Genomic DNA, 15,770 nt, shown 5'->3' with positions numbered 1-15,770 from the left:
CCACTTCTCCTCCAGCTCCTTGTCGCGTGAACGGCTCCGGGTACCGGCGGGTGCCGGGACCCGGCCGCCGGTTCCCGGGTCCCTAGGCCGTACGCAGGAAACGGTCCAGGACGCGGACCCCGAAGTGCAGCGCCTCGACGGGGACCCGTTCGTCCACGCCGTGGAAGAGGGCCTGGTAGTCGAAGCCCTCGGGCAGCTTCAGCGGCGCGAAGCCGTAGCCGGTGATGCCGAGCCGCGAGAACTGCTTGGCGTCCGTGCCCCCGGACATGCAGTACGGCACGACGTGCCCCTCGGGCGCGAACTCCCGGACCGCCGCGCTCATCCGGGCGTAGGTCGGCGAGTCGACCGGCGCCTGGAGCGCCACCTCGCGATGGGCGAACTCCCACTCCACGTCCGGTCCGGTGAGCCGGTCGAGGGTGCTGCGGAACTCGTCCTCGCCGCCGTACAGGAACCGTCCGTCGACGTGGGCGACGGCCTCTCCCGGGATGACGTTGACCTTGTACCCGGCGTCCAGCATGGTCGGGTTGGCGCTGTTGCGGACGGTGGACTCGACCAGTTGTCCGGCCGGGCCGAGCTTGTCGAGCAGCGCGTCGACGTCGCTCAGGTCGGTCTCGATGCCGTAGACGGCGGCGATCTCGGTCAGGGCGGCGCGCACGGTCGGGGTCAGCCGCAGCGGCCACTCGTGGCCGCCGATGCGGGTGATCGCGGCGGCGAGCCGGGTGACCGCGTTCTCCCGGTTCACCTTGGACCCGTGCCCGGCGCGTCCGCGTGCGGTGAGCTTGAGCCAGCCCGTGCCGCGCTCACCGGCGGCGATGGGGTAGAACTGCCGCCCGGCCCCGTCGTGGAAGGTGAACGCGCCCGACTCGCTGACGCCCTCGGTGCAGCCCTCGAACAGCGCCGCGTGCCGGTCGGCGAGGAAGCCGGAGCCGTCCTCGGCGCTGGCCTCCTCGTCCGCGGTGAACGCGATCACCACGTCCCGCCGCGGCCGTACCCCCTGCCGGGCCCAGTCACGGACGACCGCGAGGATCATCGCGTCCATGTTCTTCATGTCGACCGCGCCGCGGCCCCACACGACCCCGTCGCGGATCTCCCCGGAAAAGGGGTGCACGCTCCAGTCGGCGGCCTCGGCGGGCACCACGTCCAGGTGACCGTGGACCAGCAGCGCGTCGGCCGACGGGTCGGTGCCCTCGATGCGGGCCACGACGTTGGTGCGGCCCTCGGTCCGCTCCAGCAGCGTCGGCTCGATCCCGGCCTCGGCGAGCCGCGCGGCGGCGTACTCGGCGGCCGGCCGCTCCCGGCAGTCGCCGCCGCCCCGGTTGGTGGTGTCGATCCGGATCAGCTCGGAGGTGAACCGGACGACCTCGTCCAGCGCCTGCCCGCCGGTCTCCGGTGCGGTGTCCGTGTGCTCAGCCATACTGCTCCTCCACCGCGGCCGAGACGATCGTGGTGACCGCCTTGAACGTCCGGATCGCCTCGAACATCGTGTCGTGCGTGTACGCCACCTTGCGCTCCCCGACCTGCGCCACCCCGGGCACGACGGTCGAGGCCGCGGCGAGGTGCTCGGCGTCGAACTCCAGGGCGAGGGTGAAGGGTCCGCCGCTCACCGGCTCGTGCCGCACCGCGAGCGCCGTCGCCTCCTTGGCGGCGGCCCGGATGTCGGCGGCGGTCCTGGTGGGCGTGCGGCACACGGCCGCGTAGCGCGACACGTGGTCCTTGACGGCGACCTTCCGCGCCTCCGGGGCGTATCCGAGCGCGTCCTCGCAGGCGACGTCGTCCCCGGTGACCAGCACCACCGGCACCCCGTACTCGGCGACCACGTGGGCGTTGAGCAGGCCCTCGCTGGCCCGCACGTCGTTCAGCCAGACGCCGGTGAGCTGGTTGGCGAGGTAGGTGTGGGCGAGGACGCCCTCCATGCCGGCGCCCGCGTGATAGCCGACGAACGCGATGCCGTCCACGTCCCCGTGCTGGACGCCCTCCACCATGGACAGCGCCTTGTGCCGCCCGGTGAGCATCTCGGTCCGCTCGTCGAGCCGCTCCAGGAGCAGGTTGCGCATGCTCCAGTGCGCCTCGTTGACCAGTACGTCGTCGGCGCCGCCGTCGAAGAATCCCAGCACGGCCGCGTTCACGTCCGAGGTGAACATCGACCGGCACCGCTCCCACTGCGGAGTCCCCGGCAGCACGTCGGCCGGCCAGGTGACACCGGTGGCGCCTTCCATGTCGGCACTGATGAGGATCTTCATGTGGCGTCACGTTACGCGGTCCCGCCGAGCCTGAGCCAGGCCTGTGGATAACTCTCACCGGTCCAGACCAGTAGTCCGTCGGTCCTGGTCAGGCGCCGCCTCACGCGCTCCGGCCCGCCACCACCCAGGTCGACGGCAGCTCGATCCGGGTGCCGTCCGGCGTGTACTCCACGGTGGTCAGCGGGAGTTCGCCGCTCGCCAGGACGGTGAGGCCGGCCGCGCGCAGGTACCCGGGCACCGCCTCCTCGGGAACGGTGGCGGGGGTCAGCCCGTGGCGGAGGACGGGGGCGATCTTCGCGGGCGGTCCGGCGGGACCCCGGGCCAGTTCCGCCAGGACGGTCCGGGCCGCCGGGGACGGCTCCACCAGGAAGACGCGGCCGTGGTCGCCGAGGAGGACGGCGAGGGCGTCGGCCAGGGACCGGCGGTCGTCGGGCTCGCACTGGTGCAGCACGCCGCGGACGTACAGGTTGGCGTCGCCCAGCTCGGCGTGCAGGGCCTCCGCCTCGGCCTTGTCGGTGGCGTCGACCCGCCGGTAGGCGGCCGTCCCGGCGGGGTCGGCGCGGCGGGCGTGTTCGAGGGCGGCGGCGGAGAGGTCGGCGCCGACGACGTGCGGGAAGCGTTCGGCGAGGTAGCGGGTCTGGGTTCCGTTGCCGCAGCCCAGGTCGATCAGCGGCAGGGCGGGGTCGGTCAGGTGCGGTTCGAAGTGGGCCAGGTGGCGCCCGGCGGTCAGGGCCGGCTCCGCGTCCCAGAACACCGTCCCCTGATCCCCCGCGACCTCGTTCCAGAAGCTCTCCCAGGCGTCCCGGTACCGACTCGTCACGCTCATGCCCGACTCCCCAGGTGCGACGGCGCGGGGCCCGTCGGGGACGACGGGCCCGTACGGTGTACCGCGCCCGGCGCACGGCCACAAGCGCCGGGCGCGTTCCTTCACCGGCCGTCCGGCGCGGACGGCCGGTGAAGGAACGCGCCCGCCTGTCCGCACCGGCGTTGCCCCGCGGGCGGGGCCGGTGCGGACCGGGCGGCGGCGGCCGGTCTCAGTCCTCGTGTCCGAGCTGCAGGTCGCGTTCGGTGCGGCCGCCGCCCGCCACCTGGAGGACGGTCGCGACGGGCGGGTATCCGGCCGCGATGACGGTGTACTCGCCGGACGACAGGTCGACGAACCGGAAGGTGCCGTCGGGCCCGGTGGTCAGGGTGTCCACCACGTTGCCCGCGGCGTCCAGCAGCGTGACGCGCGCGTCCTCGACGACCCGGCCGCCACTGGCCCGTACGGTGCCGCGCAGCACCGCGCCACCGGCCAGTTCGACGTCCTGGCGGGTCTCCCGGGCGGCCTGGACGCTGACCGGCAGCGCGGCCGGGCGGAAGGCGGGGGCACTGGCGGCGAGGGTGTACTCGCCCGCCACCAGCTCGGTGATGACGTAGCCGCCCTCACGGCCGCTGCGGGTGGTGGCGACGACCTCGCCGTGGACGTTGGTGAGGGTGACGGTCGCGTCGCGCACGGGGCTGCCGTCGGCGGTCATGACGCTGCCGGCCAGGCGTCCGGCACCGCCGAGGACCACGTCCAGTTCCACCGGGCGTTCGCCGACGGTCACGGAGACCGCCTGCGGCTGGTGGCCGCCGGCCGCGGCGATCAGGACGTACGCGCCGGAGCCGGGCGTGGCCAGGGCGTACCGCCCGTCGTCGCCGCTGGCGCCCCGGCCGATCTGCTGTCCGCCGACGTCGATGAGGGTGAGCGCCGCGCGGGGCACGACGGTGCCGTCGGGGTGCTGCACCGTGCCGCACACGGGGATGCCGCCGGCGTAGGGCGACCGGGCCGGCGGGACCTGGCTCGCGGGCTGCGCCTGCTGCGCGTACTGCGGCTGCTGGGCGGTCTCCGGCTCGGTGACGGGGGCGTTGTGGGACACCAGGGGTTTCTCCTTGAGGAAGAGGGCGATGAGGAGCCCGAGGACGAGCACCGGCACCAGGTAGAGGAAGATCCGGGGCATGGCGTCGGCGTACGCCCCGATGTAGGCGTCGCGCAGCGCCGGGGGCAGGGAGTGGACGAGCTGGGGGGTGATGGCCTCGGCGTCGGGCAGGCGGTCCCCCGCCGAGGCCGGGATCCGGTCGGCCAGGGCGTCGGTGAGCCGGCCCGCGAAGAGCGTGCCGAAGACGGCCGCGCCGACGCTGCCGCCGATCTGCCGGAAGTAGTTGTTGGCGCTGGTGGCGGTGCCGAGGTCGGCCGGGCGCACGGAGTTCTGGACGGCGAGGACGAGGACGGGCATCACCATGCCGATGCCGGCGCCGAGGACGGCCATCCAGATGCTGTAGTGCAGCCGGGGCGTGTCGGTGTCGAGGCGGGAGAGCAGCCACATGCCGACGACGGACAGCGCGCTGCCGAGGATCGGGTGGACGCGGTAGTGACCGGTGCGGCTGATGAGCTGTCCGGAAATGATCGAGGCGACGACGACGCCGCCCATCATCGGCAGCATCAGCAGGCCGGACTCGGTGGCACTGGCGCCGTCGACCATCTGGAGGAAGGTCGGCAGGTAGCTGGCGGCTCCGAACAGGGCGACGCCGATGACGAGCCCGACCAGGGCGGTGACGTTGAAGATGGAGTCGCGGAACAGGCGCAGCGGGATCAGCGGCTCGGGGGCGAAGCGCTCGGCGACCAGGAAGAGCAGGGTGGCGCCGACCGCTCCGGCGGCGAGTCCGAGGATCGTCCCCGACCCCCACGCGTACTCCGTCCCGCCCCAACTGGTGAGCAGCACCAGGCAGGTGGAGGCGGCGGCGAGCAGCAGGGCGCCCAGGACGTCGAGGCGGGGCTTGACCCGCGGCCTGGGCAGCTTGAGGACGACGGCGACGACGGCCATGGTGACCAGGCCGAAGGGCACGTTGATGTAGAAGCACCAGCGCCAGGAGAGGTGGTCGGTGAAGTAGCCGCCCAGCAACGGGCCCGCGACCGAGGCGAGTCCGAAGGCGGCGCCGATCAGGCCCATGAAGCGGCCGCGCGCGCGGGGCGGCACGATGTCCGCGATGATCGCCTGCACGCCGATCATCAGGCCGCCCGCGCCGACGCCCTGCACCGCGCGGAAGGCGATCAGCTGGTCCATGCTCTGCGCGCGTCCGGCGAGCGCGGAGCCGACGACGAAGACCAGGATGGCGAACTGGAAGACGCCCTTGCGCCCGAAGAGGTCGCCGAGCTTGCCGTAGATCGGCAGTCCGACGGTCGAGGTGAGCAGGTACGCGGTGATGGCCCAGGACATCCGCTCCAGGCCGTGCAGCTCGCCGACGATCTTCGGCAGGGCCGTGGCGACGATCATCTGCTCCAGGGCGGCGAGCAGCAGCGCCAGCATCAGCCCGACGAACACCAGCCGCACCCGGCGCGGGCTCAGCCCGGCGTCCGGCTCCCGCTCCTCCCGCTGCCGGTCCGGCTCCGGGCCCGGTCCGGCGGCCGGGGGGCCGGGTGGCGCCTGGTCCGCGACGACCGGCCCGTCCTGCACCGGATCCTGCACCAGAGTGATCCCGCCCACGTACCGCTCCCCTCGTCACACCTGCTCACATTTGCCACCTGAGGCGACAACTGCGAACAAGTGCGACGAGTTACGGAAGTACGACAGGTTCGCGCGGAGATCACTCGAACCGGTGAGGCGCCCAACAGGCGCCGCACGCTTGCTCCTTGGCTACTTCTCGACCTCGGCGGCGAGCTTGGTGAGCATCGCGTCGTAGATCCGGGCGAGGCCCTTGGGCGCGAAGGTCTTCTCGAAGAAGCCGCCGACACCGCCGGCGCCCTGCCAGGTGGTGACCACGACGACCCGGGACCTGCCCTCGCCCGCCGGGGTGACCCGCCAGGTGGTGACCATGGAGGAGTTGCGGTCCTTCTCGACCAGCTCGCCGTCGGTGGGCTCGGTGACCTCCAGCAGGCAGTCACGGATGCGCTTGCTGGTGGCCTGCAGCTTCCAGTGCACGAGGGTGCCCTCGCCGTCGCCGCCCTCGCGGACCTCGTACTCGCTGAAGTGCTCGGGGAGCAGCTTCTCGCGGGTGCCGCTGTAGTCGGCGAGGGTGTCGAACACCGTCTCCGCGTCCGCTGCGACGATCCGCTCCGTCGTCGCCTCGACCTGCGCCATCGGGTTCCTCCAGGGCCTGGTTCTCGGGTTCGGGGCAAGCCAACCACCCCGCCGCGCGGCCACCAAATCGGGGGGCGCGAAGCGGCCCCGCGCGACGCGCCCGCACGATCAAGGGAACAAGTGTTCTATTGTGGCGGCCAGTACTGCCGAGGAGGCCGCAATGCGCTGGGAGAACCTCACGGACTCCGACCACGCCCGGGCGGCGGACACCGCGCTGTTCGGCGCGGACGCCGTCACCACCCGTACGTTCGACACGCCCGAGTTCAGAGGCGTCACCTTCCACGAGGTGCGGGCCCGCTCGATCCTGAACCGGGTGCCGGGGGCCTCCCGCATGCCGTTCGAGTGGACGGTCAACCCCTACCGGGGCTGCACGCACGCGTGCGTGTACTGCTTCGCACGCAAGACGCACAGCTACCTCGACCTCGACACGGGGCTCGGATTCGACTCCCAGATCGTCGTCAAGGTGAACGCTCCCGAGCTGCTGCGCCGCCAGCTGGCCTCGCGCCGCTGGCAGGGCGAGCACGTGGCGATGGGCACCAACGTCGACTGCTACCAGCGCGCGGAGGGCCGCTACCGGCTGATGCCGGGCATCATCGAGGCCCTGACCGAGCGGGCGAACCCCTTCTCGATCCTGACCAAGGGCACGCTGATCCTGCGCGACCTGGACCTGCTGGCGCGGGCGGCCCGGGTGACCGACGTGGGGGCGTCGGTCTCGGTCGGCTTCACCGACCCGGACCTGTGGCGCACCGTGGAACCGGGCACCCCGGCACCGGAACGCCGGCTGGAGGTCGTACGGGCCCTCGGCGAGCGCGGCATCGGCTGCGGGGTGCTGATGGCCCCGGTCATCCCCTTCCTCGGCGACGAACCGGCCCAGCTCAGGGCCACCGTGCGCGCCATCGCCGCGGCCGGCGCCACCTCGGTGACGCCCCTGGTGCTGCATCTGCGGCCGGGGGCCCGCGAGTGGTTCATGGCCTGGCTCGGCCGTCACCACCCGCACCTGGTCCGCCGGTACGAGCGGCTGTACGCGGACGGCGCCTACGCCCCGAAGTGGTACCAGCGCCGGATCACCCGCCAGGTGCACGATCTGGCCCGCGAGTACGGCATCGGTCCCGCGCGCGCGGGGACCCCCCGCCGGATCGCCCCGCCGGCACCTCCGCGGCCGGCCGAGGACCCGGCCGGGGAGCCGGTGCAGCTCTCGCTCATCTGACGGGGCGTCCGTGGGCTTCGGAGGGCGTTGGAGGACACGGGAGGGCATTGGAGGGCATCCTGCGGCCCAACCGGGTCATGTATCGACGGCCCGCGTTCTTCCGGTGCCGCTCCCCGGGACGATCCGGCGAGGACCGCGCCCCGCGCGGACCTCGGCCACTCCGTCCCGCGAGTCCTGGGAGAACGCCATGAGACAACGCGCAGCCGTGCTGTGCGGCGCCGCCGTCATCGCCGCCGGGACCGTCACGGCCGTCCCCGCCGAGGCCGGCGCCCCGCCGCACACGCAGCCCGCGCCCGCCGCGGGCCCGCACTGGAAGAAGTGCGCCACGGAGGACTACCCGACGCTCCAGTGCGCCTCCCTGGAGGTCCCCCTCGACCACGCGCGTCCGCGCGGGAAGCGGATCACGCTGGCCCTGTCCCGCGTGCCGCACACCGCCGACACGTTCCAGGGCCCCCTGCTGGTGAACCCCGGCGGCCCCGGCGGCAGCGGGCTGACGCTCGCCGGGTTCGTGGCGTCCTCGCTGCCGGCGAAGGTGGCCGCCCAGTACGACGTCATCGGCTTCGACCCGCGCGGGGTCGGCAGGAGCAGTCCGGCGCTGGACTGCCTGCCGGGGCACTTCGACCCCGTGCGCCCCGACTCCCTGCCGGACACGCCGGGCGCCGAGCGGGCCAACCTCGAGCGCGCCGAGTCCTTCGCCGACGCCTGCGGCGACACGTACGCGGACGTCCTGCCGCACATCGACACGGTGAGCACCGCGCGGGACGTGGACGCGATCCGCGCGGCGCTCGGTGCCGAGAAGCTCAACTACTTCGGCTACTCGTACGGCACCTATCTGGGCGCCGTCTACGCCAAGCTCTACCCGCAGCGGGTGCGGCGGCTGGTCCTGGACTCCGTCGTCGGCCCGGACGACGTCTGGTACGACGCCAACCTCGGCCAGGACCTCGCCTTCAACGACCGCCACCGCGCGTTCCTGGCCTGGATCGCCGAGCACGACACGGCGTACGGGCTGGGCACCGACCCGGAGCGGATCGAGACCGCGTGGTACGCCATGCGCGCGGCGCTGGCGAAGAAGCCCGCGGGAGGGAAGGTCGGCGCCGCCGAGCTGGAGGACACGTACATGCCCGGCGGGTACTACAACGGCTACTGGCCCTACCTGGCCGAGGCGTTCGCCGCGTACGTCAACGACGAGGACAGCGGCCCGCTCGTCGAGGCGTACGAGAACTTCGGCGCCCTGGACGCCTCCGGCGACAACGGGTACAGCGTCTACACCGCCGTCGAGTGCCGCGACGCGAGCTGGCCGCGCGACTGGGACGAGTGGCGCGACGACAACTGGGACCTGTACGAGAAGGCGCCCTTCATGGTGTGGAACAACGCCTGGTACAACGCACCGTGCGCCTTCTGGCCCACGAAGTCCCGGCAGCCGGTGGACGTGGCCAACGGCGAACTGCCCCCGGCACTGCTGTTCCAGGCGACGGGCGACGCCGCCACCCCGTACGAGGGCGGCGTCACCGCGCACCGTCTGCTGCGCGGCTCCGCTCTCGTCGTCGAGGAGGGCGGCGGCAACCACGGCATCACGCTGAGCGGCAACGACTGCCTGGACGAGCACCTCGCCGCCTACCTGGCCGACGGCACCGTGCCGCACGGCGACGGCGGCGAGGCGGACGCGGTGTGCCCGGCACTGCCCGACCCGGAGCCGCTGGAGTCGAAGGCGGCCTCGACGTCCTCGCGCGGCTCCACCCTGCACGGACTGCTCGGCTTCCGCGGCTAGCGTCCCGTCCCGCACCCCGTCGGGGGCGTTGTCGGTGCCGTGGTCCACGATGGACGTATGAGTGAGCTGACCAGGATCCCCGCCCCCGAGGGCGTCGCGCCCGCCGCGCAGTACACCCATGTCGTCCTCGGCACCGGGCGGTTCGTGGCCGTCTCGGGCCAGCTCGCCCTGGACGAGGACGGCAGGGTGGTCGGCGAGGGCGACCCCGCGGCCCAGGCCCGCCAGGTCTTCGAGAACCTGCGCCGGTGCCTGGCCTCGGCCGGTGCGGCCTTCGACGACGTGGTGAAGCTGACCTACTTCGTCACGGACATGGCGCACATGGGCGCGATCCGCGCGGCCCGCGCCGAGCACATACCGGACGACCGGCTGCCGGCCGCCTCGGCGGTGCAGGTGGGCGCGCTGGTGCGGCCGGAGTTCCTCATGGAGATCGAGGCGTTCGCGGTCGTGGCGCCGTGAGCGGCCCCTCGGCGCGGGTGCGGGTGCGGGAGATGACCCTCGCGGACTGCGAGCGCGTGTCCCGGATCCGCGTCCGGGGCTGGCAGACCGCGTACCGCGGCCTGATGCCGCAGCACCACCTCGACGCGATGGACCCGGCGGCCGACGCCGAGCGGCGCCGCGCCCTGTTCGCCTCGGCCGCGCCGGACGTGGTGAACCTGGTCGCCGAGGACGACGGCGGCGAGGTCGTCGGCTGGGCCTGCCACGGCCCCTACCGGGACGGTGAGGTGCGCACCGCGGACGCCGAGCTGTACGCGCTCTACGTCGACGACGGACGGCTCGGCACGGGCGTCGGACGGGCCCTGCTCCGGGAGTCGGTGCGCCGGTGCGAGACCGCCGGGCACCCGCGCATGCTCCTGTGGGTGCTCAGGGGCAACGCCCGCGCCCGGCGCTTCTACGAGCGGGCGGGGTTCGTCCCCGACGGCGCGGAGGAGCCCTTCGAGGTGGAGGGTGTCGCGGTGCCGGAGGTGCGGTACGCGCGTCCGCTCGGCGGCTGACGGCCCGTCAGCACACCGCTTCCCGGCGGGGACGCGTCACCGCTGCCCCGGGATGCGCCCCAGGGCCCGCACCGCCGCCTCGGCCAGCGCCGGGTGGGCGAGGGCCTCCTTCAGGACGGGGACGGCACGGTCGTCGCCGAGGGTGCCGAGGCCCTCGACGCAGGCGAGCGCGACGCGCCGGTACGGATCGTGCGGGCGCAGCCTCCTGCGCAGCGTGGTGATCAGCGCGGGCACCGCCTCCGGCGCCCGCAGTTCGACCAGCAGCCGCACCGGGTGCAGGGCGTAGGCGACGCGCAGCTCGTTGGTGGCGAGCGCCGCGGCGGCGCGGGCGGTGCGCGGGTCGCCGAGGCGGGCCAGGGCGTGGGCGGCCGAGGCGCAGCGCGGCGGGTCGCGGTGGTTCAGCAGCAGCACGAGCGACTCGAAGGCCCGCCGGTCCCCCGCCACCCCCAGCCGGAAGGCGGCCAGTTCCCGGGCCCACAGCGGGTGTCCCGGTGCGGTGAGCACTCCGGCCAGCTCGTCGTGGTCCGCGGTCGCCACGAGGCGGTCGTACGGCGCCGGGGCGCCCGGAACTCCGGACGCCGCCGACTCGGCCCGTAAGCGCTCCGTGAGCACGCGCAACTCTTCGTCCATGACACCGAGGTTAGGCGCGTCACTCCGCCTGTGGGACCTGCATCACGAACACCGGGGGCTGGCGCGCTCGTTACCCGCGGGTTAACCTCAGACGAGCGAGTCATCCACTCGCAGCACCTCCTCACGGTGGTCTGGTGACGCAACCACCGCGAGAGCAGACGGTCCGGTACCTCGGGTACCGCATCAGGACCCGGCCCCGGGACAGGGCCGGTCACAGGCCGCCGGGCGGGCGTGTGCGCCCTCCGCGGCGGCACCGGGCGTGTGCGCCGTTCGAGCCCGGCACCACCCGCACTCCTTCCCTTCCCACGCACCCGGTGCGCCGTGCCACGCATCCGGGCGCGTTTCCGTCGTCACCCCTCATTCCTGGAGTCCCGCGATGGCCACTCCCCTGTCCGACACCCCCCTGTCCCCGCTGCGGACCGTCGCCGTCGTCGGCCTCGGCACCATGGGCACCGGCATCGCCGAGGTCCTCGCCGTGGCCGGCCGCGACGTCATCGGCATCGACGTCGGCGAGGCGCAGGCCGTCACGGCCGTCGCCGCGCTGGAGTCCTCCACCGCCCGGGCCGTCGAGCGCGGGCGCCTGACCGGCGAGGAGCGCGCCGCCGCCCTGGGCCGCGTCCGCGTCTCCACCGACCTGCGGGCGGCCGCCGACGCCGACCTGGTGATCGAGGTGACCCCGGAGTCGTACGAGATCAAGCAGCGGGTCTTCCGGGAGCTGGACGGGATCGTGCGCCCGGAGGCGGTCCTGGCGACCGGCACCAACGCGCTGTCCGTCACGCGTCTGGCCGCGGACTCCGCGCGCCCGGAGCGGGTGCTCGGCCTGCACTTCTTCAACCCGGCCCCGGCGATGAAGCTGGTGGAGGTCGTCTCCTCGGTGCTGACCGCGCCGGCCGCCGTCACGGCCGTCACCGACCTCGCCCTGGACCTCGGCAAGGAGCCGGTCGCGGTCGGGGACCGGCCCGGTTTCGTCGCGGACGGGCTGCTGTTCGGCTACCTCAACCAGGCCGCCGCGATGTACGAGGCGAAGTACGCCTCCCGCGAGGACATCGACGCGGCGATGCGTCTGGGCTGCGGCCTGCCGATGGGTCCCCTGGCCCTGCTCGACCTCGTGGGCGTGGACACCGCGCGCACGGTCCTGGAGGCCATGTACGCCGCCTCCCGCGACCGGCTGCACGCCCCCGCGCCGATCCTCCGGCAGCTCAGCGAGGCCGGACTGACGGGACGCAAGGCGGGGCGCGGCTTCTACACCTACGAGGCGCCCGGCAGCGCGGTCGTCGTGCCGGACGCGCTGACCCCGGGCAGGGGCGGCACCGCGGTCGCCGGGCGGCCGGTCCGCGCGGTGGGGGTGGCCGGTTCGGGCACCATGGCGTCCGGCATCGCGGAGGTGTTCGCCAAGGCCGGCTACGAGGTGGTGCTGGCCGCCCGCAGCGCGGAGAAGGCCCGGACGGCCAAGGCCCGGATCGGGAAGTCCCTGTCCCGGTCGGTGGACAAGGGGCGCATGACCGCGGAGGCCGCCGCGCGGACGCTGGAACTGATCACTCCGACGGACACGTACGACGACTTCGCCGGCGTCGACCTGGCCGTGGAGGCCGTCGCCGAGGACCTGGAGGTCAAGCGGCAGCTCTTCGGCACGCTGGACAAGGTCTGCAGGCCGGGCGCGGTGCTGGCCACCACCACCTCCTCGCTGCCGGTCGTGGCCTGCGCCCGCGCCACCTCGCGTCCGCAGGACGTGATCGGCATGCACTTCTTCAACCCGGCCCCGGCGATGAAGCTGGTCGAGGTGGTCCGCACGGTGCTGACCGCCGACGACGTGCACGCCACCGTCCACGAGGTCTGCGCCGGGGTGCGCAAGCACGCCGTGGACTGCGGCGACCGGGCCGGTTTCATCGTCAACGCGCTGCTGTTCCCGTACCTCAACAACGCGGTCAAGATGGTGCAGGAGCACTACGCGACGCTCGACGACGTCGACGCGGCGATGAAGCTGGGCGGCGGGTACCCGATGGGCCCCTTCGAACTGCTCGACGTGGTCGGCCTCGACGTGTCGCTGGCCATCGAGAAGGTCCTGCACCGGGAGTTCCGCGACCCGGGGCTGGCCCCCGCGCCGCTCCTGGAGCACCTGGTGGCCGCGGGCTGCCTCGGCCGCAAGACGGGCCGCGGCTTCCGCGAGCATGCCCGCCGCTGAACGGCCGGGCGACCGGCCCCGGTCCGAGGAGGACTGGGGCGGCCTGCTGGATCCGGCCGGGTCTCCCCCGCCCCGTGCGGGCGGGGGAACCCCCGGTCACGCGCATGATTGCGCCCGCATGCAGTACGTTCGGGTCATGTCCCAGCCCGCCAAGTCCTCACGTACCTCAGCCACGTCCGACGCTCCGGAGAGCACGGCCGGCAGCCGTGCCGCCGCCCAGCGGCTCAAAATGCGCCGGGAACTGGCGGCGGCGGCGATGGAGCTGTTCGCGACCAAGGGGTACGAGGCGACCACCGTCGACGAGATCGCGGCGCGCGCCGGGGTCGCCCGCCGCACCTTCTTCCGCCACTTCCGCTCCAAGGAGGAGGCGATCTTCCCGGACCACGACGACACCCTGGTGCGCGCCGAGGCGGTCCTCAACGCGGCGCCCGCGCACGAACATCCGCTCGACACGGTGTGCCGCGGCATCAAGGAAGTCATGAAGATGTACGCGGCCCGGCCGGAGATCTCGGTCGCGCGCTACAAGCTGACGCGCGAGGTGCCCACGCTGCGCGAGGCGGAGATCGCGTCGGTGGCCCGTTACGAGCGCCTCTTCACCCGTTATCTGCTCGGCCACTTCGACGAGCACGCCCACGACGACGACGCCAACGACGACCCGCTGCTCGCGGAGGTCGCCGCGTCCGCCGTGGTCACCGCGCACAACCACGTGCTGCGGCGCTGGCTGCGGGCCGACGGGCGGGGCGACGTGGAGGCCGAGCTGGACCACGCCTTCGCGATCGTGCGGAGGACCTTCGGCACGGGCATCGGGGCGGGGCGCACCCCCTCCGCCGTGGGGCCGGCGGGCTCCTCGGCCCCCGGGGCCTCCGCGGCCTCCGTGCAGGGCGAGGTGCTCGTGACCGTGGCGCGCACCGACGCTCCCCTGCACGACGTCATGCGCACCATCGAGCAGGCGCTCAAGGAGCGCTGACCGTCCCTTCCGCACTGTGACGACGGCCACCCACCGGGTGGCCGTTTTTGCATGTCAGCGCCCCTTTTTCGCCCTGGGCCCACTGCCCGGGAGAGGCGTTTCGATCGATCATCGCTCATCTGAAGCGTAAAGATTTCATCTGAGATCAGCTTCTGGCACTCAGTGCCTTGCGAGGTGACACGCGGTGTCATACGTTGAAGGTGTTCGGGCTGTCCCCGCACCTCATCCCCTGCGCGCCCCGAACGCCTGCGTCACAGGCACACACCCTCACCTCAGCAGCACCGACGTACCCCTCAGCGCCCCTCCCTCAGGGCGCTCACCGCCGGAGGCAACACCGTGACCGTGAAGGACATCCTGGACGCGATCCAGTCGCCCGACTCCACCAAGGCCGACATCGCCGCGCTGCCGCTCCCCGAGTCGTACCGCGCGATCACCGTGCACAAGGACGAGACGGAGATGTTCGCGGGCCTCGCAACCCGCGACAAGGACCCCCGCAAGTCGATCCACCTGGACGAGGTGCCCGTGCCGGAGCTGGGCCCGGGCGAGGCCCTGGTGGCCGTCATGGCCTCCTCGGTCAACTACAACTCGGTGTGGACCTCGATCTTCGAGCCGCTGTCCACCTTCGGGTTCCTGGAGCGCTACGGCCGCACCAACGAGCTGGCCAGGCGCCACGACCTGCCGTACCACGTCATCGGCTCCGATCTCGCGGGCGTGGTGCTGCGCACCGGCCCGGGCGTCAACGCCTGGCAGCCGGGCGACGAGGTCGTCGCGCACTGCCTCTCCGTCGAACTGGAGTCGTCCGACGGCCACAACGACACGATGCTCGACCCCGAGCAGCGCATCTGGGGCTTCGAGACGAACTTCGGCGGCCTGGCGGAGATCGCGCTGGTCAAGTCCAACCAGCTGATGCCGAAGCCGGACCACCTCAGCTGGGAGGAGGCCGCCGCGCCCGGGCTGGTCAACTCCACCGCCTACCGCCAGCTCGTCTCCCGCAACGGCGCCGGCATGAAGCAGGGCGACAACGTCCTCATCTGGGGCGCCAGCGGCGGACTCGGTTCGTACGCCACGCAGTTCGCCCTGGCCGGCGGCGCCAACCCGATCTGTGTCGTCTCCTCGCCGCAGAAGGCGGAGATCTGCCGCTCGATGGGCGCCGAGGCGATCATCGACCGCAACGCCGAGGGCTACAGGTTCTGGAAGGACGAGCAGACCCAGGACCCGAAGGAGTGGAAGCGCTTCGGCAAGCGCATCCGGGAACTCACCGGCGGCGAGGACATCGACATCGTCTTCGAACACCCCGGGCGCGAGACCTTCGGCGCCTCCGTCTTCGTCACCCGCAAGGGCGGCACCATCACCACCTGCGCCTCGACCTCGGGCTACATGCACGAGTACGACAACCGCTACCTGTGGATGTCCCTGAAGCGCATCATCGGCTCCCACTTCGCCAACTACCGCGAGGCCTGGGAGGCCAACCGCCTCGTCGCCAAGGGCAGGATCCACCCCACGCTCTCCAAGGTGTACTCCCTGGAGGACACCGGCCAGGCCGCCTACGACGTCCACCGCAACCTCCACCAGGGCAAGGTCGGCGTGCTGTGCCTGGCGCCCGAGGAGGGCCTGGGCGTGCGCGACCGGGACAAGCGCGCGCAGCACCTCGACGCCATCAACCGCTTCCGGAACGTCTGAGGAG

Annotated in this window: 13 protein-coding genes; 7 read left to right on the top strand and 6 right to left on the bottom strand. The window is 73.0% G+C overall.

Features of this window, described 5'->3' with window-relative positions; genetic code table 11:
- Positions 1 to 82: 82 nt before the first annotated feature.
- From Sdi02f_RS01140 to Sdi02f_RS01120, 5 genes are all read right to left on the bottom strand, one after another.
- On the bottom strand, positions 83 to 1,414 hold the full coding sequence (locus Sdi02f_RS01140; RefSeq protein WP_030400933.1) for a M20/M25/M40 family metallo-hydrolase: 1,332 nt from the start codon (positions 1,412 to 1,414) through the stop codon (positions 83 to 85).
- Complete coding sequence (locus Sdi02f_RS01135; protein WP_030400932.1) at positions 1,407 to 2,240, bottom strand: M55 family metallopeptidase; 834 nt, start codon at positions 2,238 to 2,240, stop codon at positions 1,407 to 1,409. Before Sdi02f_RS01135 ends, Sdi02f_RS01140 begins: the two co-directional genes overlap by 8 nt.
- Positions 2,241 to 2,340: 100 nt before the next feature.
- A complete protein-coding gene (locus Sdi02f_RS01130; RefSeq protein ID WP_108932525.1) occupies positions 2,341 to 3,066 on the bottom strand; it encodes a class I SAM-dependent methyltransferase in 726 nt (241 codons plus the stop codon).
- A 208-nt stretch (positions 3,067 to 3,274) separates the two neighbouring features.
- Positions 3,275 to 5,746 carry an MFS transporter gene (locus Sdi02f_RS01125; RefSeq protein ID WP_030400930.1) on the bottom strand — a complete coding sequence of 824 codons (2,472 nt, stop codon included), beginning with the start codon at positions 5,744 to 5,746 and terminating at the stop codon, positions 3,275 to 3,277.
- A 150-nt stretch (positions 5,747 to 5,896) separates the two neighbouring features.
- Positions 5,897 to 6,340, bottom strand: coding sequence for an SRPBCC family protein (locus Sdi02f_RS01120; RefSeq protein ID WP_030400929.1), 444 nt, complete (start codon positions 6,338 to 6,340; stop codon positions 5,897 to 5,899).
- Positions 6,341 to 6,500: 160 nt separating this feature from the next.
- Between Sdi02f_RS01120 and Sdi02f_RS01115 the strand changes: the two genes are divergently transcribed.
- From Sdi02f_RS01115 to Sdi02f_RS01100, 4 genes are all read left to right on the top strand, one after another.
- The gene (locus Sdi02f_RS01115; RefSeq protein WP_053639702.1) at positions 6,501 to 7,547 is read left to right on the top strand and encodes an Rv2578c family radical SAM protein; all 1,047 of its coding nucleotides are present in this window, start codon (positions 6,501 to 6,503) and stop codon (positions 7,545 to 7,547) included.
- Between the two features lie 187 nt (positions 7,548 to 7,734).
- The gene (locus tag Sdi02f_RS01110; protein ID WP_031083137.1) at positions 7,735 to 9,315 is read left to right on the top strand and encodes an alpha/beta hydrolase; all 1,581 of its coding nucleotides are present in this window, start codon (positions 7,735 to 7,737) and stop codon (positions 9,313 to 9,315) included.
- A gap of 57 nt (positions 9,316 to 9,372) precedes the next feature.
- Positions 9,373 to 9,771: a RidA family protein gene (locus Sdi02f_RS01105; protein WP_030400926.1), complete on the top strand. Its 399-nt coding sequence runs from the start codon at positions 9,373 to 9,375 to the stop codon at positions 9,769 to 9,771.
- Positions 9,768 to 10,307 carry a GNAT family N-acetyltransferase gene (locus Sdi02f_RS01100; RefSeq protein ID WP_030400925.1) on the top strand — a complete coding sequence of 180 codons (540 nt, stop codon included), beginning with the start codon at positions 9,768 to 9,770 and terminating at the stop codon, positions 10,305 to 10,307. The genes Sdi02f_RS01105 and Sdi02f_RS01100 overlap by 4 nt, the downstream gene beginning before the upstream one ends.
- 36 nt (positions 10,308 to 10,343) lie before the next feature.
- Here the strand turns inward: Sdi02f_RS01100 and Sdi02f_RS01095 are convergent, their stop codons facing one another.
- Positions 10,344 to 10,937 carry an adenylosuccinate lyase gene (locus tag Sdi02f_RS01095; RefSeq protein WP_030400924.1) on the bottom strand — a complete coding sequence of 198 codons (594 nt, stop codon included), beginning with the start codon at positions 10,935 to 10,937 and terminating at the stop codon, positions 10,344 to 10,346.
- Between the two features lie 376 nt (positions 10,938 to 11,313).
- On the opposite strand from Sdi02f_RS01095, the gene Sdi02f_RS01090 reads away from it, so the two are divergent.
- The 3 genes from Sdi02f_RS01090 (at position 11,314) to ccrA (ending at position 15,766) form a co-directional block, all read left to right on the top strand.
- The gene (locus Sdi02f_RS01090) at positions 11,314 to 13,119 is read left to right on the top strand and encodes a 3-hydroxyacyl-CoA dehydrogenase family protein (RefSeq protein WP_108932524.1); all 1,806 of its coding nucleotides are present in this window, start codon (positions 11,314 to 11,316) and stop codon (positions 13,117 to 13,119) included.
- Between the two features lie 136 nt (positions 13,120 to 13,255).
- Entirely contained in the window at positions 13,256 to 14,086 is an 831-nt protein-coding gene (locus Sdi02f_RS01085) for a TetR family transcriptional regulator (protein WP_037824733.1), read from the top strand.
- A gap of 342 nt (positions 14,087 to 14,428) precedes the next feature.
- Positions 14,429 to 15,766 (top strand): crotonyl-CoA carboxylase/reductase, encoded by a 1,338-nt coding sequence (ccrA, locus tag Sdi02f_RS01080; protein WP_030400921.1) that lies wholly within the window; start codon positions 14,429 to 14,431, stop codon positions 15,764 to 15,766.
- The last annotated feature ends 4 nt before the right edge of the window (positions 15,767 to 15,770 follow it).

The organism is Streptomyces ardesiacus, from assembly GCF_003112575.1.
Taxonomy (GTDB): Bacteria; Actinomycetota; Actinomycetes; order Streptomycetales; family Streptomycetaceae; genus Streptomyces; species Streptomyces ardesiacus.
The sequence above is the reverse complement of the archived record's forward strand: the minus strand, read 5'-3'. Positions and strand labels throughout refer to the sequence as shown.